The following is a 17,029-nucleotide window of genomic DNA, read 5'->3' on the forward strand; positions in this document are numbered from 1 at the left end:
CTACTTTGGTACGGCTTTGCCCATGCTCTGATAGATGCTCTCGATCATGCCGATCCACTCTTTCGCTTCCTTGTTCGCCGGATCGACCTTCAGCACATCGCGATAGATTCTAAGCGCGGCCGGGTACTTCTCGGTGGACTCCAACGCGGCACTCTTCATGGTCTTGTCCGCCAGGTCGAGCGATGCTGTGACGTAGGCTTTCTTGAGCGTCGCGTCTCCGGGTTTCTTCTTGAGGGCGGCCACCGCGCTCTCCTGTTTGGTCTGGAGCTTCTTGAGGTCCTCCGCCGTTATCGCGGTGTCGCCCGGGTCGGTTCCTTGGGGCGCTGGGGCGGAGGGGGGCTTAAGGTCGGTCTGCTTTGGAGGCTCAGTGGCCTTGGTGTCGGCCTTCGGCTCGTCTCCAGAACAGCCGATCATCGCACACAAGCAGGAAACGGCGAACAACACGCTCAACTTTCTCATTTGGTCCATCGTTTGACAACTCCGCAATCAGCGAGACTCCGTCTCGCCGTTCGATGCAGAGGCTACCACAGCTCTACCGAAAATCCGAGCCTGTCCCAAGAAACGAACGAACCTCAGCCTCTAATCGCCGCATCGCCGCAAGGGCCGCACCGCGAGGACCGCGCTCTTTGGACAGTACTTCTGCCTCATGGATGGCAGCCTTCAGAGCGTCCGGCAGCAACTCGTCTCGGCGCTGCCTCGGGCTGTCCACCGGGAGTTTGAGCTTCCACCGCAGTTCTCGGTCCATCCGCTTCAGCAGCACCTCGACTGCAAGCGGGGAGGCCTTGCCCCGTCGCATGACCGAGGAGAGCGCGTCCGCGAGGTCCTTTGAGCCCATTTCCACGCCGCGCGGCTGAGAGGGAAGCCCAAACCGCTTGCCCAAAGTCAGGAAGAGCACCAGCACCATAATCCCGGTCTGCCACCAGGCCGCCTGGGCCCATTCGCCGATCGCGAGGATCAAACTTGGCTCTTCCACCGTCCCGTGGGCCGCTTCGAGAAATACAACTTCAGAGCCGGGGGGAGCCAGCGTTCGCACGTTTTGCACCCAGAACGTGGCGTTGTCGGCCCTGGAAAGGAACCGGTTGGTGGCCCCGATGCCGCTGGAGACGAAACCCATCCGCCCTTTCTCCGCCAAGACCAGTTCCAGCCCAAGGTTGCCGTCCTCGTCCGAGCGCACCCAGAACCCCCCATTGTTGAGCCAGGGCAGCTCTCGGTACCAGTTCGAGATACCTGTGGTCTTGCCACCGGAAATGGCCAAGGGTTTGGGTTCCTTTCCACTCTCCTCGGCTTCGATCCAATCGGTGATGGCGCTCTGTCCGGATTCCCCGAGCCGCGTGGCTTCTACAAAGCTGAAGGGGAGCGAGGTCACGAGGGCCGTGCCGCCGGACTGAAAGTGCCGCCGCAGGACCGCCACGGCGGGCGATTCCGGCTGCAATTTTGGCGCTTCGGTGTCGAGCTCCTCAAACGCGCTCCTGGGCTGCTCGACGATGCAGGCCACAACCAGCGCCTTGGCGTCGATCTTGCCGTTCAGGCCCCGCTCCGAGCGAACGCGGTATCCCTCCTGGCGAAGCACTTCGGCGAACGCTGATAGTCCACTCGGGCCGAAGGACACGGAGTCGGGATTCGATTCGTTATCGGTGCGGCCAAGGGTCAGCAGCGCCCCGCTGATCGCCAGAAGGCCTGCGAGGGTCCAGGCCCAAAACCAGAACCCGCGAAAGCGCCTCAAGGCTTGCCTCCGAAGTGGCCCATCAGGCTCACGTAGAACTCACGGAAGCGGTCCACGTCGCCTTGCCCTCGGACGTCTGCACCGTACCAAATCCGATCGAACGCCCGGGTCGGCTCGCGAAATTCAAGCCCAGAGGGAAGCGTGGGGCTGGCTTGGATGCGCGCGAAGTGCTCCCAGTTGGTCTGGCTCCGGTCAAACCGCGCCACGCCGTTTTCATCAAGTCTCAGGAGACAAGCGAGATACAGGCACCTGACGGCCCCACGGTGGTCCCCCTGCGCGGCCAATTGGTCCGCTTGGATAAGCCATTCATCCGCCGAACGCACCGGCTCATCGTCCTCCAGCAGCGCCATTGCTTTCCGTTTGAGTGTCTTGCGCCAAGAGAATTGACGGAACGCGAGATAGAGGAGGGCCGCCACTCCAAGCGCCAAGGCAATCCAGACGAGCGCGACCAGTACGTCGACAGCATACGAGACCGACCGGGTGTCGGTCCTCCGCTCGGATGAGGTGGATTCCCGAGGCCGAAACCGCAGACGATCGAGGGCGCGTTCGATCCAGTTGCTGGCTTTCTTCTGCCCGGTGTCGCGGTATAGCGGAGAGGAGGTGATGTTCGCCGCCGCCTTGCGAACGTCGGTGGTTGGTGTCGAATGGCCTTGAACTGCCGCACGCAGGGCGACCATCCGCTCGGCCGTTTCGATGGTCTCGGCGTCTGATGTGTCAGCGGCCGTGGCAGCTTGGATGAACTCAAGGATGGGTGAGCCATCCGGGAGCTGAGCTCGAAGCTCCTTGAGGATGGCGACCTTCGCGGCGTCTGATTTTGCCTCGGAGAGCTTGCGAGCAAAGGCACCGTAGTCCGTCGCTAAGGCGAAGGCCGAGAGCATGAGCCCCGATAGTACGATCGCGGCGCACCTAGAGCTCAAACTTGCTCCTACGGTCGGCCTGCCGGACGTCGGCGGCAAGGGCCTCGATGTCAAAGCCCTCTAGGCGGACCCTGCGCTCGTAATAGAGGATCGTCACCCCTGCGCACCATACCGGCACGAGCGTCCAGATTGCGAGGTAACTGGGAACCTGCTCGATGGCGCGCGCGAGAAGCATGTCGAGCAGCGGAATGGATGGAACCAGATGAAGGTCGGAGCTGATGCCAATTGCACCCAGGCCCGCTGATAGGCCCGGAAGCAGAAGCAGGATGAGCAGCAAAACGCACACCGTAATCAGCCACGCGGCAGGATAGCCAGAAGGCTGCCAAGGAGTGGCCTTCATGAGAGCCACGCTCCTCTTTGCGGTGGCCCGGGAACCGAGCGATTCAAGCACGCAGACCGCAGGCGCAAGCGCATGTCGCACCAACACCGCGGGCAGAACGATGAATCCGATGAGGTAAGCGAAGAGGGCGGTGCCTGTGGCAGCAGCGGCCCACGCGTCACCGGTGGCATCGGCGGGCATGAGCGCGCTAACCATTAGCAAGCCCGTGGCCGCAAGCACTCCGGACCAGCCAACCATCACCTCGTAGAGCATCAGCAGAAACAGCCGCCGAAGGACGCGCAGCCCCGATGCGGCTGCAGAGGCGGCATTCGGGGTCCGGCCGAGCATGTGGTCGGACACCAACGTCACCACGACGCCGCTGGAATAGGCAAGTCCCAGAAGGAAAAGCGGCCCCCCCACGCCAATGCCAACCCCGATGGTTGCGGCCGCCTCGCCTACCTGCGCCTTGACGTCCGAGGGATGGTTCGTGAGTCCGAACGAGGGCAGAACGTACTCCCAGACGAACGCCACAGAAGCCAGGCAGAACACGGTTGGGAGCGCCGTGAGCTTCAGGATGGTCCAGCCGAGCGCCTGATAGACCGAGAGGGCCATGTCAAGCACCTCGCTCGAAGTCATGGGCCGCAGCCTCTCTCTTCGGGAGGTGCGGGAGGTGCGGTTGACCAGATAGCGGCTCAGCGGATCGGAGGTCAAGTTGAGAGCATTGTATCCGAGGCAAGCCCCGAATCCGTCACCGTCTGAACCCCCAAAACGGAGCATCTGGACAGGAGCCCAAGCCGTTTGGAACCGCCAAAGCAGAGTGCGGCGTAGAATGGGCGAAGCCAGCCCCTCGCCGCCGACGTCTGAACCCGCGGAGATACAATACTGCCCATGACCTCATTGCTTGCCGCCACTGCGCTCCTCTGCACGGCGATCGCCGATCCGGACCCCGACGACATCGTTCAAAAGAACCTCAAGGACGTCTCCTTCACCTTAGTCATCGAGAAGGCAGATCAGAAGGAGCTTGGGAAGATCAACAAGGACTTCGGCACAAGCTATCGGGCCGACAGCGGGAAGGCCTATTTCAAGGACCCGTTCAAGTTCCGGATCGAGTCGAAGTACGGCGAAACGAACGTGTATTACGTCCTGAACGGCGGCACCGCCTACTACCGTCTTGGGCGAGCGGGCATTGGCCAGAAGATGGACGTGAGCGGCTCGCCTGGGCGCATCCAGACACTCCTCGACTTTGGGGTGCTCGTACCCTCGCTGCTCACCTTTTTCGAGGCGAAGTACGTTCGCACCGACAGGGCTACAGGCGCGTACGTCTTCGACCTCCTCTTCAAAAAGCGGAAGCCCGACGACAACACGCGGCATCGCATCTGGGTCGAACCGAAGCTGAAGTACGTGATGAAGCGCGAGTGGTTCAACCGAGATGGCGACCAACTGGCGACGTTCACCTATTCAGAGCCGCACACCGCCAACGGCTGCACGTTCCCTGGACGGGCAGAGGTCCGAAACACCGAGAATCGGCTGGGCGGGATCATGCTCTACAAGTCCGTGCAGTTCAACACCGGGCTGAGTGAGTCGCTGTTCAGCATCAAGTAATCTCCGGGCGCTATGCCCGACAGCTTGCTGAATCGCCGCGAACTCGTGGTGGCTCGATTTGACCCATCTATCGAAGCCTTGGTGGCAGCCATCGAGCTTGGGGCGGAGCTTCGTCAGGATTGGCTTGAGCAGGAGCGTCCCGGGCTGCAGCCCTCGTTCGCGGGCCTCAGATGGACCGAAAGCTCCCTGATCGTCCAGGCCCTTCTCGTGGATTCCGAGGTGGTCACGGCTGCGACGGCTGATGGACAGCGCCTCTGGGAACTCGGAGACACCTTCGAGATATTCCTGGGCGATCCGAATTCGAAGGCGTATTCCGAGTTCCACGTCAGCCCCAATGGCCTCAAGCTGGCGCTGCAGTTCTCCGGGCCGGATGACGTATCCAAGGCCAGGAAAACAGGAGACCTCAGCCCTTTTGCTGTGCCTCTTGAGATCTTTCATGCCCAAGCTGGATCGGCCGACTCGTTTCCCGGTTGGAAGGTCGATTGTGAAGTGGGAGGCTGGTACGCCTTTGCCTCGATCCCGGCGCAAGCCGTAACCGGCCGCGAAAGGATCCAGTCGGGAGAGGTGTGGGACGGGCATTTCGCCCGCTATGACTATTCGTCGTCCGGTGCAGAGCCAATCCTCTCCTCATCGGCGCCGCTGAGGGCTCTGGATTTCCACCGAAGGCACGAATGGAACCGGTTGATCTTTCAGAAGTGAGGCCGTGCGTTCAGTTTTCTCGGGTGTTCAGGTTTTGAGGTGCTCAGTTTTTCAGGTCTCAGGTGTTTTGGCTACGAGGTGGTAGCCCCTCCCTTGGTTTTGCGCAGCGAAACTGAGGGAGGGGTTGGGGAGGGAGACTCCGGAGAGCGTTACAGCTCCCCCTAACTCGGGGAGGGGTGTTTGCTTGCTCCCTCTCTACCCCGGCATCAATTCCATCCAATGGAACGCACCGTCGCCCTGAGAGCACTGGAAGTAGTTGAGCTGTCCGTCATGATAAAACATGTGTTGGACCATCACGATGGCGAGGTCGAGGACGGTGATGGGGGCGCCCCAGGGCGCCATAACGGTCTTGTCCAAGTTCTCTGCGGGGCAGGACTTGATGCCCGAGATCATTTGATCCACGCTCTTGTTGAACGCTGGCCTCAGCTTCTCCAGAGTGTCGAATGAAGCCTGGAAGGCAGCGATCTCCGCTTCCGTTTTTTGCTGCGGCTCCTCACCACGGAAGACGGCGGCGGCAAAGAAGTTGACGCCTGTAACTTCCTGAGTGAACGCAAGAGGCGACCGCGAGCAGCCACCAACGGTCTGTGTCGCTTGTTCTTCGGTCAAGTGCTTAAGGTCCACATTGTAGAAGGCGCGGGCTCTATCCATTTGGGTCGCGACGAGTTCTCGAACGTCAATTGCAGTTGCGGGCATCATTCTCCTCCAGTGCGGTTGGTAAGGTCTTCAGGGCACGACATCTTGGTACATGCCGATATGCCTCCCAACCTAACAGGCAGACATTCTATCACATGTTTGGTGATCGATTGATTCTATGGCTTCGCCAGGTGGAACTTGGTGGCTTTCTGGAACGCCTTCGCAACCTCAAAGCAGACATCCTCCCGAAACGCAGGTGCGATGATCTGCGCTCCGACGGGCGCTGGCTTGAACCCCAGGGCTCTTGAGGCAGCGCCGTGAACCCCAGGGTCTATCTTGGACTGAGCCGGAGCGCTGCCGCCTGGCGGGGGCGCTACGCCGCTTTCAGCCTTAGGAGGCGGGACCACCCAATCGTCCATGCCGATCGGGAAGGCGATCGCGGGCCAGCCGAGAAGGTTGGCGGGTCCCTCATCGCCACCCATGCACTTCCACGTGTCGCCGAATTTGCCCTCGATCGGTGGCGCGGCATGATAGAAGGTCGGCGTAAAAATACAGTCGCACTTCTTCCAGACCTCGTTCGCCTTCAGCGCCTCTTCCCGAAACCGTAGCGCCCAAAGATAGTCGGCGGCCCGCACCTCGAGCGTGGCGAGGAACCCAGCGACCTGATCCTTGTCCGGGAGCATGTGAATCCGTGCGCTTCGAAGAAAATTCTCATGCGCGCTGGCGCCCTCCGCGTTGATGATGATCTCCATCGCCGTGCCGTAGGGTAGGGCGGGATAGGCGACCGAAACGATCTCGTAGCCCAGGTGCATGAACGTGCTGAGCGCCTTCTTGTAGGCGTCGGCGCAATTCGGGGCGAAGTTGCCGTCGAAGTCCTCTTTGAGAATCCCAATGCGAAGTTTGCGGCCCTTCGTGCGCTTCCGACCCGAGGATCCGGAGACGGGGACATTGGCCGAGGCAGGATCGCTCGGATCGTAGCCCGCGATGGCCCGGTACACGAGTTCCGCGTCCTGCGCGCTGCGGCAAATGGGCCCGATCTTGTCGTGGCTCCACGCGAGCGCCATCGCGCCGTGACGGCTGACCCGGCCGTATGTCGGGCGCAGGCCGGTCGCTCCGTTGAAAGCCGACGGGTACGTAATGGACCCCCAGGTCTCGCTGCCGATCGAAAAGCCGACGCACCCCAAAGCCGTACACGCGCCAGGACCGCTGCTGCTGCCGCCCGCCCACCGCTTGGTGTCGTGCGCCGAGCTGCATGGGCCGGTCGCCGAAGCGCCTGCCATGTTGTAGTTCCCGCCACCGGCCAGCTCAATCATCGCGAGCTTGCCGATCAGGATCGCGCCGGCCGCGCGAAGCCGCTTGAGAACGGTGGCGTCGAAATCGAACACCTGGTCCTGGTGCGCCGGAGAGCCCCAAGTCGTGGGAAGTCCCTTGGTCGCGAACATGTCCTTGAGACCGAAGGGAATGCCCTCGAGCGGCCCGCGGCTCTTGCCGGCGGCACGACGCGCGTCCGAAGCCTTGGCGTCTCGCATGGCTTGGTCCCGAAGCACCCGAACCACGGCCTTGTGCCGTACGCCAAGAGTCTCCAGCCGCTCCAGATAGATCGAAGTCAGGCTCTGGCTGAAGCCCGTGCTTGTGGTTTCGACGAGCTTGGGAAGCTCGACGATGCTTCGGAAAGGAACGTCCGGATTCATCGCTTCACCCCTTGGGCGCGATAGATCGAGGTGGGCTCACTGCCGTCTTTCAGCTTGTGCTTCCATCGGGTCTGAAAGAGGTCATCGTTGTGCTTGAGGCCGGTGGCAACGGTCTTTTGCAGGTCTTCAGGGACCGTCATTGCCAACTGGGAGTTCAGATGGGGAAGGTCCGAGTGGGGTGCCATCGGCTTGTCTGTCCCAGCGCCTTGAACGCTTGCCAGACTGAGTTTGGCCCCCACACCTGTCGCAAGAACCCCTGCCGCAAATGAACGACGCGTGACGTGATCCGCCATGATAGGGGTATTCAACGTTCAGCGCAGAATTCCTTTGGCGGACACGCGAGTGGCAAACGTGGCAATGGAGATAGTGGATGCCGGGAAGTAGTCGTTGCGAGGGCGGGCCAAGCCCAAGCCTAAGAGAGCCCATGCTGATGCTGCGTCGGTTCGAGCTGGAACGCAGGAAACAAGAACGTTCCGGAAAGGGAATCGAGCGGTTGCCCCACCTTACTCGCCGAACTTCGCTCGACCGTTCGTGGCGGTGCGTTGAGTGGACCGCGCTGCCAGACGATCGGGCCGACGAACTCATCGAAACCGAGATCCGAGAGTCCGAAAGCCTTGAGGAAGGGTGGGAGTGGAAGGTCTACAGCACCGATTCCCCAAGAGACCTGCGGGAACGGCTCCGCAAGCATGGCTTCCAGATTGGGACTCAAGAAACCGCGATGGGTTTTGACCTTGGGAGGGTCGAGTCCTTGCCCTCTGGCGCACCCGGCATCGAAATCCGCGCCATCATCACGGAGGACGATTTGGCAGCGTTCCGCAACATTGCCGAGACGCTTTTCAAGAAGGATTTCGCCTATTCCACCGGACACCTGCGACAAGGAATCGGCAAGAAGTCGGCGATACATCGCGGTCTCCTGGCCCTCGTCGAGGGCGTACCTGCGGCTATTGGGTGCCTGTATTTGAGCAAGGGGAGCCATTTTGGCTACCTTTACTGCGGAGGCACATTGCCGGAGTTCCGGGGGAAAGGAGCTTATCGGGCGATGGTCGCTGCCCGCGCGCTCTTGGCGAGGGGGTTGGGAATGCGCTATCTCCTGATCGACGCCCAGCCCACAAGCGAGCCGATCCTTCGGCGGCTCGGGTTCATTGAGATCGCCAAAACCTGGCCCTGCACTTGGCCCGGCCACCGCAAACAAGGCCTCTGAGCCGAAACCTCCAAAGGACAAAGCCCCCCGCGCACTGCCTTGGCAGCACGTGAGGGGCTGAAAACGACGAGTTGCGCCCTATTCCTGCTTGTCGGCAGAAGCTTCGCCGGCAGCGGCGTCTTTCTTGGCGGCGGCGTCATCGGTCCCACCGCTGCTCGAGCAGCCACCAACAACGACAAGCGCGATCAACAGAATTCCAATCCACTTTCGCATGCAGTAGAGACGGAAGGGGACGCTATTTGGATTCAGGTTCAGCGCCATGTGCGGATCTCGGCGAAAGGGAGCGCAACAGACGCCAGGTAGCCGCCGTTTTGTCTGGCGGTTCCATTCGGCCCAAAGCACTCCCAGGGAGCATCGAGGCCCTGTTTGCCTAGCCTGAGGTCGTTGGCCTTCAAGTGGCTCACGAAGTCGGCCAAAACCTGCCTGGACAGCTTGGGATCCAGTCGATGGAGAACGTGGAGCAGCCACCCGGCCGGCGTGTGCCAATAGGCCCCGTTTTGATAAGAGCCCTTTGCCGGATAGGCCCTCTCCCAGGCTGACGAGGCCGAGAAGTCGCGGTCTATGGGCACGTGCCGCACCGCGCCCTCCAGGAGGATCGTGCCTGCCTTGACGGCCTTCCGGACCTCTTGCTCGGCTCTTGACCGAACGCCTCCTGCCAGCGGGAGCTCGGCAAGGGCGCGAAGAGTGCCCCAGACGTCGGGCTGGCCGCTCGTACCGGTCGAAGCCAGGAGCCACCCGGAAGTCGGATCATTGAACGTCCTGGGGACGTTCAACTCGATGCGTCTCTGGGTTTCCCGGTACCTGGCCCTTCCGGTTAGCTCCTCCAGCTCGCTTGCAGCGCGGTGCCTGAGGAGTGAAGCCATCAGGAGCTTGCCGTCGTGAACGATGGCATCGCAGAACCCAAAACCCACGGCGCGGCGGGCAAGGGTGGTGGCCGCAAGTTCTGTGGCGGGATCGAACCCCGGCGATAGGAACGCCCGATCCAGGCGCTCCAGCAAAGGGACGCCTTCGACCATCTCACCTAGGAAGCCCTTACTTCGGGTCTGCTTGAAGAGGAGATAGGCAAGGTGGATGAACTCAAAGTGGTCGTCGATCGGCGGCAGAAATCCAAAGGCGCCGTCGCCCTGGTCTTCTCCAGAGGCATAGGTTCCGGGATAGAACACGGGTTTGCCGTCGAAATTGATGTGGTCCGCAATGGACCAGGGCGGCAGTTCGAGCCCGTTCTTGAGCTTGCGAGTTTCGGGTCCGTTCTGGGTCTTGGCGATGAGGAAGAGGTGGTTGCGAATCTCTTCGGAAGGAACAAGCCCCGAGTCGGCGGCCATGGAAAAGTCGCGAACCCAGAATGCCGGATAGCCGCCCTTCCCTGGGGTGACCAAGGGAAAGCCGCCGGTGTTCGTGATGCCCCACCCCGGTGGCCCGTTGGTCCCGGGTTTCACGCGCGACGCCTCGAGGACGTCGAGCACGAGTTGCTTGAGGTAGGCGGTGTCGTCCTGCTCTCCGAGGGACGCTATCTTGAACGCCAGGGCCGAACTTCCCAGCAAGACGTCTCGCCGAGTCATCATTGCGAAGACGATTCGCCAGGGGTGAAGCCTAATTCCTCTTTGGGTTCTTCGGCACTTCCAGACCAGTCCCTAACGTTTTCGACCGCACCTGCCGCCGCGGGTCGATCAGCGTTTCTCTGTCCTCGTAGACCCACGGGGTGTTCCAGAGCAGCCTGAGCGCCGTTGTGATGGGCATCGAATGGTAGCGGTCCGGAAAGAGCTCGGAGGCCTTGTTTTCGATCTGCCGCGCGTATTTCGACGAAGCCTGCGGGAAGAGGTGATGCGCCACGTGCGCTCCGAAACGAGAGTGCCAGACGTCCAGCCACTCCAAGCCGCGTGGCAAGGTCACTGTGAGCGACGTGGCCAGCACGTCGCGCTCGTCGGCGAGCGGGTTCAAAAAGTGGTTGGTGGCGATGTAGCTGATGACAATGGCATTCAGGATCAGTAGCGGAACAAAGTAACCCCACCAGAAAACCTGGGTCCCCAGCGCCAAGGTTCCGCCAATCCACAGTACGTAGCAAGCCGCCCATTGAACGAGCATGGTGACTTTTGCGCCAGCCGTGGACTTCGGGCTCCTCAAGTACGTCACCAGCATGCCGGTCGAATGCTGCGTCATGCGGTAGGAGAAGCTCGAAAAGATCACGATGTTTCTCAGCAGCGGCGAAAGGCGATAGAGAAACTTCAGGACCGGGTTGTGCTTGTAGTCCTCGATCGTGAACAAATGGTCAGGGTCAATTCCTTCGACGTTCGTGTTGTTGTGGTGGTCGGAATTGTGCCAACGCTTCCAAAGGTGAGGGCCGATCGCCAAGGGCGAAAAAGCGACCCAAGCGAGCGCGTCCCGCCAGAACGGGCTCTGGATGCTGCTTCCGTGCGCCAGCTCATGAGCGACGAATCCGAGACAGCTCATGGAATGCCCAATGACGAGCGACAAAATCGGCGCTAGCCACCAGGAAAAGTTGTTCGTGAGCAAATAGAGCGACACGCCGATGAAGGCGAAATGAACAGGGAACCACCAGAGGTTTGCGGCGTGCGGCTTGGTGTAGCCCTCCGGGAGCGCCTTGCGGATCTGTTGACGATAGTTGGGAATTGAGCGGGTGGGCTCATCGAGGACGACGGACATGGTGGTGGGTCAACTCTCCTTGTTAAGGCGAAACGCAGGCATCCTAGCCTGCCATGAGTTCGTACTACGTCAGCGCTAGCGAAATGATTGCTAACGATAGGGACGTCTGAAACGAGTCATCTATCGCACCTTCCCGCGCTTTTTGGACACAGAGGCTCACCATTAACTGGTGTTCTCCCTCAGTAAGGAGGAGGCAGCCGCTTTTCGCAGGAGGGAAGCCGTTTCGATCATTGCCCTGGTCTCATGGTAGGCAGCCTTCCAGGCGTGTCCCTTGCCCCTGTTGCCAATGACCTCGCCAGCCTGGCTGAGCTTCGCGTAAACCCCTCCATGAACCGGGTCGAACTGACGTTTCGCGATAAAGTCCCAGAGCTGCGCAATCGCCCTCCTTGACCTGAAACGATCTTCGACGAAAGGTAGAGTGGCCGCCAGCCCCAGAAGGCACTCGAATTGGTTCCACCAGCCCTTGCCTCGATCCCATATGGGCCCGGTGGCATCGGCAGCCTCAAAGAACCCTCCGTATTCCCAGTCGTAGCCCCGATCAAGCGAGTGCCGGATGATCTTGGCCACCTTCTCCCGAAGGTCCGGCGCCTCGATCAGGGTCTCAGCGTCGAGAAGCAAATGGCAGGCCTCGACGTCGTGGGCGATCGACCATGCCGCAGGCACGGGACGCCAATCTGGATGGAACACGCCGTGAAAGCACCCGGGCTCGACGTACATGTGGTCGAGCATGATGCGAACGGCCTCGCTGAGGCGCGTCCTCACAAGCGGGTCTGGAGCCGCTCGCTGAAGCTCGGCAAGCGCTTCGAGCACGTGCAAATGGGTGTTCTGAAGCTTCAGACCATAGCGCCCCAATGGGCCGAAATCCCCCACATCGGCCTCTGCATCACCCGTGGCTATAGGGCTGCCGTCAGCCTGAAGAATCTCCTTCCATCCCCCGTTCACGCTGTCATGAGCATGCTCTTCAACCCAGCGAAAGGCCCTCATCGCCGAGCCAGCGACTTCAGCGTCATCGAGAGCGATGGCCGCCTGGGCAAGCGCGAAGATGCCGAACGCCTGGCCATAGGTTCGTTTGAACGCGCCTGAGCCATCTCCTGATGACCCTTCGGGTGTGGTCGACCAGAAGAATCCGCCATGCCTGGAGTCCCAGAGCTTGTCAACCAGGAACCCAACACCGTGTCGGGCCCAATCTTTGAATTCGGTCCGATCGGGCCTATGCCTATAGGCCCGGGCGGCGGTCCAGGTCATCCTCGCCTGAAAGACCACTCCTCGCTCATCGCCTGGGAGCCGGGACCAGTCCTCAGCGAGGTTCTGGTGAAAGCCTCCCTCTTCGGAGACGCAGGCGGGAAACCAGCGATCAAGGAAGTGGGTGAAAAGGTGGCGCTCGATGTCCTGGGCGAGCAAGGTTGGGTCCAAGCCGGGCGAAGCAGTTGTGGCCATTGGTCAGGTTCATTGTGAACCAGAACCAGCAGGCCTGGCGGGCCAAATGGGGCTCATAACAACCAAAAGAAGTATACGATGGCGGTCAAGAGGAACCCGAGGCTCGAAAACAGGAAGATCCTCTGCCTTCCATAGACCCCTCCGACGACGCAAATGAGGGCACCCATGACCACCTCGGGCCAGTCCACTCCCGCGCGGGAATGCGCGGACCCGGAGATCGGCAAGACGAAGCAGATGAGGCCCAGCACCAGGAGGAAGCCGAGCAGCCTGCGTGTCCCCGGCTCCTCGCTTTCATGCGAGCGCCAAAGTCCAACAGCCAGCCCAGCCAGGATGATCCATTCCATGCAGAACCGAACGTCGACCTCGTGTCCTGGCGGCCATTTGGATTGCATGGTGACGGGAGAGAGCAAGAACGAAGCGAGGGCAATGCAGAACAGGAACACGATCGCGAGCAGGTCAAGCCACGGAAGGGGTTTGTGCGTCCCAGATGTTGTGATCGTCACCAATCTTGAGTGTAACACCAGACTTTTCCTGAGCCAAAACAGGTACGGGGTCTGGGCGCCAGCCGTGGTACAATGCCTCATCCAAACGCGTGCTTCAAAGGCGCAGCGCCGGTTGGTAGCTTTGATCCCGCACCGGCCCGAAAACTGACTCTGACCCCAACGCAATGCCTTGTAGCCGCAGGCTTCAGCCTGCGCACCATAGAGGTTTGCGTACGGTGCCGGAGCAGCGCAGGCTAAAGCCTGCGGCTACAAGAGGAGCCGGTCGGCCGAAAAGGGGAAGAAGTGGCCCAACAAGCTGAGTTTAACCTGATGCACGCGCCCGCGGACTTGGAACATCTGTATCGCCAGATGCTCTACATCCGCCATTTCGAAGAGAAGACCCTCGTGGCCTTTCGGCAAGGCAAGGCCGGCGGGTACCTCCACGTTTACAGCGGGATGGAAGCCCTTTGTTGCGGCTGGCTGAACGTGATCCGCCAAGGCTACGACTACGTGATCACCGCCTATCGCGACCATGGCCATGCCATCGTGCTGGGCACCGATCCGGTCGCCGTGATGGCCGAAATCATGGGCCGAAAAGGTGGCACGAGCGCCGGCAAGGGCGGGTCGATGCACCTCTACGATATCAAACGCGGCTTCTTCGGCGGCTGGGGCATCGTCGGTGGGCACAACGCATTGGGAGCGGGTCTTGCCCTGGCAGCCAAGTATCGCGGAGAGGACCGGGTGACGCTTTGCTATCTGGGAGATGGCGCATCCAACGCGGGTGTGTTCTTCGAGACCCTGAACATGGCGGCGCTTTGGCAGCTGCCCATCGTGTTCATCATCGAGAACAACTTTTACGCCATGGGCACGGCGCTGGAGCGCCACGCCGCCGATCCCGATCTCTCCAAGCGCGGCATCCCATTCGGTATTCCTCATGAGAGGCTGGACAGCCAAGACCTCCTACAGGTGATGAAGGACGCCGAGAGGATCGTCGAGCACGTTCGCACAAAGGGCGGCCCCTACCTGGTGGAGGCGCTCTGCTACCGGTTCGAGGGCCACGGCGCTGCGGACCACGACCGCGGGCTCTACCGCTCGAAAGAGGAAGAGCAGGAGTGGCTGAAACGCGACCCCATCAAGCTCCTCGAGAAGCATTTCGAAGAGAACAACCTGATGACCCGAGAGAAAATGGAGGCCATCGACGAGGAGATGCGCGACGCCGCCGAGCGCGTGTACGCAGAAGCTGACGCGATGCCGCATCCGGACCCAGCAGAGGTCTACGACAACGTGTATTCGGATATGGGGCCAGAGGTGGGGCACTAATGTCAACTGCCACACTAACCTACCGGGACGCCGTGCGCCAAGCCCTGATCGAAGAGATGGACCGCGATCCGAGCGTCTTCGTCATGGGCGAGGATATCGGCAAGTACAAGGGCACGTTCCGCGTGACCGACGGCCTCTATGAGAAGTACTGCCAGACGCCAAAGGACTGGCTTCGCGAGCCATTTCACCCCGAGCTGAACGACGGCATCGGCAGGCGAATCATCGACACGCCGATCGTAGAGCCCGGCATCGTTGGCCTGGCCAACGGAGCGGCGATGGCGGGCCTTCGACCCGTGGTCGAGATGATGACCATGTCGTTCTCAATCCTCGCGCTCGATCAGATCATCAACCACGCAGCGAAGATCCATTACATGACCAACGGTGAGATCTCGTGCCCGATCGTGGTGCGCGGTCCCGGCGGCGCGGCAAACCAGCTCAGCGCGCAGCACAGCCACTCGATCGAAGGGTGGTACGCCCACGTCCCCGGCCTAAAGGTCGTCGCGCCCGCCTTTCCTGCCGACGCCAAGGGCATGCTGAAGGCGGCGATCCGCGACGATAACCCGGTCATCTTCACCGAAAACCCCGGCCTCTACGGCATCAAGGGCGAGGTGAGCGACGATCCGAACACCCTCCTCGAGTTCGGCAAGGCGAACGTGGTGAGAGTGGGAAAAGACATCACGCTGGTGGCCTACAGCCGAATGGTTCACACGTGCCTCAAGGCTGCCGAAACTCTGGCCTCCGACGGCATCGACGCCGAGGTGGTGGATGTGCGCTCGCTGCTCCCGCTGGACACCGAGAGGATCTTTGCCTCCGTGCGCAAGACCCACCGTGCGGTGGTGGTCTATGAGGACTGGAAGAGCGGCGGCTTTGGCGCCGAGATCGCGGCCAGGATCGGCGAGCACTGCTTCGACGATTTGGATGCTCCAGTCTCGCGCGTGGGTGGTTTGAACGTCCCCATGCCCTATTCCAGAGTTCTGGAGCTCGAGTGCATCCCCAACGAGGGGAATGTGGTCGAGGCCGTCCGGAAGCTGGGGTAGCGGACAGCGGTCCGATGCTCACGATTTGGTGGTTGAGGTAGATCGCTGGGAAACGGGGCGGTTCCCCGTTCGCGTATCAAGGAACATGGCTGCTGTCCCTTCACGACGCTCTGTCCTTGTCACCGCATCTCTCGCGGCACTGTCTCCGAAGCTCTTGGGCCAGCAGTCAGGGGCCAAACAAGCTTCACCCGTTGAAGCCGCCTTTGTACGCGACTACCCCGAGCCTGGGTTCAAACCCTCTTGGAAGACTCCTCAGCTCAACCGGTCCTTGTTGCAGGACTTCGTGATCTATGCTCACTCCGATCTGGACATGACGCGAAAACTTCTGGATCGTGAGCCCGCATTGCTCAACGGCATGATGGATTGGGGGAGCGGCGACTGGGAGTCGGCCCTCGGCGGGGCATCTCACATGGGCAGGCACGACATCGTCGATTTCCTGCTTGAGCGCGGTGCTCGCATGGACATCTTCTGCGCCACCATGAAGGGCCAGCTCGAAGCGGTAAAAGCTTTCCTGACCCTTCAGCCGAAGCTTATCGACGCGCGCGGCCCCCATGGCTTCAACCTGCATTTCCACGCTCAGCTTGCCGGCAAAAGGGCCGACGAAATGGTCGCCTATCTGCAGTCGGTGAAGAAGATCGACCTCAAACCGAATCCGTTTCTGAAGGGTGGCGGGTAGCTCAGCCAAGGAGACCATCTCACACCGGTAGGATTCAAATCGGCAGCTTGCGTAGGCGCATTCTCTGGCTGCTCAGAGCGACGACAGCCCCTTCGTCGAGTTCTTTTTCAATGAGGGCCACCTGGTTTGCCAACAGAATGGCCAGGGGCTCGGGCTGCGTCGGGTAGTCACCAGTCAGATAGAGTACCGACGGTCCCGTCGCGCCACTCAAGGCGAGCATCTCGGGAAAGTCGCTATCGGCGGTGACGAGAACAGATCCACTTTCGAGCGCCGCCTGAACCACCTCACTGTCTGCCGACGCCTGTAGGCCCAGCGCTCGGACATGGGAAGCCTCGATGCCAAGTTCTTTGAGGCATGGCGCCAATCTCGCAGACAGGTTGTTGTCGATTAGGAACCGCACCGCTAGTTGACTTTGTAGCTTCGAGTTCGCGTTGCTTCCGACGCGAAACGAAGGGCTTCGGTGATGTCTTCGGCTTCAAGGTCTGGCCAATCCATAAGGATCTGCTCTCGGGTCCACCCGTCGGCAACCAGACGGACCAGTGTGGCAACCGGCATGCGGAGGTTACGGATGCAAGGCTCGCCCCCCATCTGCTCAGGATTCACTGTGATTCGTGCAAAGCCCACAGAAGGA

19 protein-coding genes are annotated in these 17,029 nt (G+C 61.0%); 6 read left to right on the forward strand and 13 right to left on the reverse strand.

Annotated features, from left to right (window positions below; translation table 11 throughout):
• The 4 genes from HZC36_02595 to HZC36_02610 form a co-directional block, all read right to left on the reverse strand.
• Positions 1 to 459 carry a hypothetical protein gene (locus HZC36_02595; GenBank protein ID MBI5705859.1) on the reverse strand — a complete coding sequence of 153 codons (459 nt, stop codon included), beginning with the start codon at positions 457 to 459 and terminating at the stop codon, positions 1 to 3.
• Positions 460 to 532: 73 nt separating this feature from the next.
• Entirely contained in the window at positions 533 to 1,723 is a 1,191-nt protein-coding gene (locus HZC36_02600) for a hypothetical protein (GenBank protein ID MBI5705860.1), read from the reverse strand.
• Positions 1,720 to 2,640 carry a DUF4129 domain-containing protein gene (locus HZC36_02605; protein ID MBI5705861.1) on the reverse strand — a complete coding sequence of 307 codons (921 nt, stop codon included), beginning with the start codon at positions 2,638 to 2,640 and terminating at the stop codon, positions 1,720 to 1,722. Before HZC36_02605 ends, HZC36_02600 begins: the two co-directional genes overlap by 4 nt.
• Positions 2,630 to 3,670: a hypothetical protein gene (locus tag HZC36_02610; protein MBI5705862.1), complete on the reverse strand. Its 1,041-nt coding sequence runs from the start codon at positions 3,668 to 3,670 to the stop codon at positions 2,630 to 2,632. The genes HZC36_02605 and HZC36_02610 overlap by 11 nt, the downstream gene beginning before the upstream one ends.
• Positions 3,671 to 3,847: 177 nt before the next feature.
• On the opposite strand from HZC36_02610, the gene HZC36_02615 reads away from it, so the two are divergent.
• Both HZC36_02615 and HZC36_02620 read left to right on the forward strand, forming a co-directional pair.
• Positions 3,848 to 4,561 carry an outer membrane lipoprotein-sorting protein gene (locus HZC36_02615; protein ID MBI5705863.1) on the forward strand — a complete coding sequence of 238 codons (714 nt, stop codon included), beginning with the start codon at positions 3,848 to 3,850 and terminating at the stop codon, positions 4,559 to 4,561.
• A gap of 12 nt (positions 4,562 to 4,573) precedes the next feature.
• Entirely contained in the window at positions 4,574 to 5,260 is a 687-nt protein-coding gene (locus HZC36_02620) for a hypothetical protein (protein MBI5705864.1), read from the forward strand.
• A 195-nt stretch (positions 5,261 to 5,455) separates the two neighbouring features.
• Here the strand turns inward: HZC36_02620 and HZC36_02625 are convergent, their stop codons facing one another.
• The 3 genes from HZC36_02625 to HZC36_02635 form a co-directional block, all read right to left on the reverse strand.
• Positions 5,456 to 5,956, reverse strand: a complete 501-nt coding sequence (locus HZC36_02625) for a DinB family protein (GenBank protein ID MBI5705865.1) — start codon at positions 5,954 to 5,956, stop codon at positions 5,456 to 5,458.
• 113 nt (positions 5,957 to 6,069) lie between these two features.
• On the reverse strand, positions 6,070 to 7,584 hold the full coding sequence (locus tag HZC36_02630; GenBank protein ID MBI5705866.1) for an amidase: 1,515 nt from the start codon (positions 7,582 to 7,584) through the stop codon (positions 6,070 to 6,072).
• Complete coding sequence (locus HZC36_02635; protein ID MBI5705867.1) at positions 7,581 to 7,877, reverse strand: hypothetical protein; 297 nt, start codon at positions 7,875 to 7,877, stop codon at positions 7,581 to 7,583. The genes HZC36_02630 and HZC36_02635 overlap by 4 nt, the downstream gene beginning before the upstream one ends.
• 131 nt (positions 7,878 to 8,008) lie before the next feature.
• Between HZC36_02635 and HZC36_02640 the strand changes: the two genes are divergently transcribed.
• Positions 8,009 to 8,785 (forward strand): hypothetical protein, encoded by a 777-nt coding sequence (locus HZC36_02640; protein ID MBI5705868.1) that lies wholly within the window; start codon positions 8,009 to 8,011, stop codon positions 8,783 to 8,785.
• A 251-nt stretch (positions 8,786 to 9,036) separates the two neighbouring features.
• On the opposite strand, the gene HZC36_02645 is transcribed toward HZC36_02640, so the two are convergent.
• The 4 genes from HZC36_02645 to HZC36_02660 form a co-directional block, all read right to left on the reverse strand.
• Complete coding sequence (locus HZC36_02645; protein ID MBI5705869.1) at positions 9,037 to 10,347, reverse strand: hypothetical protein; 1,311 nt, start codon at positions 10,345 to 10,347, stop codon at positions 9,037 to 9,039.
• Between the two features lie 28 nt (positions 10,348 to 10,375).
• Positions 10,376 to 11,446 (reverse strand): fatty acid desaturase, encoded by a 1,071-nt coding sequence (locus HZC36_02650; protein MBI5705870.1) that lies wholly within the window; start codon positions 11,444 to 11,446, stop codon positions 10,376 to 10,378.
• A gap of 162 nt (positions 11,447 to 11,608) precedes the next feature.
• Positions 11,609 to 12,883: an AGE family epimerase/isomerase gene (locus HZC36_02655; GenBank protein ID MBI5705871.1), complete on the reverse strand. Its 1,275-nt coding sequence runs from the start codon at positions 12,881 to 12,883 to the stop codon at positions 11,609 to 11,611.
• Positions 12,884 to 12,936: 53 nt separating this feature from the next.
• On the reverse strand, positions 12,937 to 13,386 hold the full coding sequence (locus HZC36_02660) for a hypothetical protein (GenBank protein MBI5705872.1): 450 nt from the start codon (positions 13,384 to 13,386) through the stop codon (positions 12,937 to 12,939).
• Positions 13,387 to 13,668: 282 nt separating this feature from the next.
• On the opposite strand from HZC36_02660, the gene HZC36_02665 reads away from it, so the two are divergent.
• The 3 genes from HZC36_02665 (at position 13,669) to HZC36_02675 (ending at position 16,398) form a co-directional block, all read left to right on the forward strand.
• Positions 13,669 to 14,685, forward strand: coding sequence for a pyruvate dehydrogenase (acetyl-transferring) E1 component subunit alpha (locus HZC36_02665; protein ID MBI5705873.1), 1,017 nt, complete (start codon positions 13,669 to 13,671; stop codon positions 14,683 to 14,685).
• A complete protein-coding gene (locus tag HZC36_02670) occupies positions 14,685 to 15,722 on the forward strand; it encodes an alpha-ketoacid dehydrogenase subunit beta (GenBank protein ID MBI5705874.1) in 1,038 nt (345 codons plus the stop codon). Before HZC36_02665 ends, HZC36_02670 begins: the two co-directional genes overlap by 1 nt.
• A 268-nt stretch (positions 15,723 to 15,990) precedes the next feature.
• A complete protein-coding gene (locus HZC36_02675) occupies positions 15,991 to 16,398 on the forward strand; it encodes an ankyrin repeat domain-containing protein (GenBank protein MBI5705875.1) in 408 nt (135 codons plus the stop codon).
• Positions 16,399 to 16,432: 34 nt separating this feature from the next.
• Here the strand turns inward: HZC36_02675 and HZC36_02680 are convergent, their stop codons facing one another.
• Positions 16,433 to 16,798: a DUF5615 family PIN-like protein gene (locus HZC36_02680; GenBank protein MBI5705876.1), complete on the reverse strand. Its 366-nt coding sequence runs from the start codon at positions 16,796 to 16,798 to the stop codon at positions 16,433 to 16,435.
• 2 nt (positions 16,799 to 16,800) lie between these two features.
• Positions 16,801 to 17,022, reverse strand: a complete 222-nt coding sequence (locus HZC36_02685; GenBank protein ID MBI5705877.1) for a DUF433 domain-containing protein — start codon at positions 17,020 to 17,022, stop codon at positions 16,801 to 16,803.
• Positions 17,023 to 17,029: the final 7 nt, after the last annotated feature.

The organism is Armatimonadota bacterium (assembly GCA_016223145.1).
Classification (GTDB): Bacteria; Armatimonadota; Fimbriimonadia; order Fimbriimonadales; family Fimbriimonadaceae; genus Nitrosymbiomonas.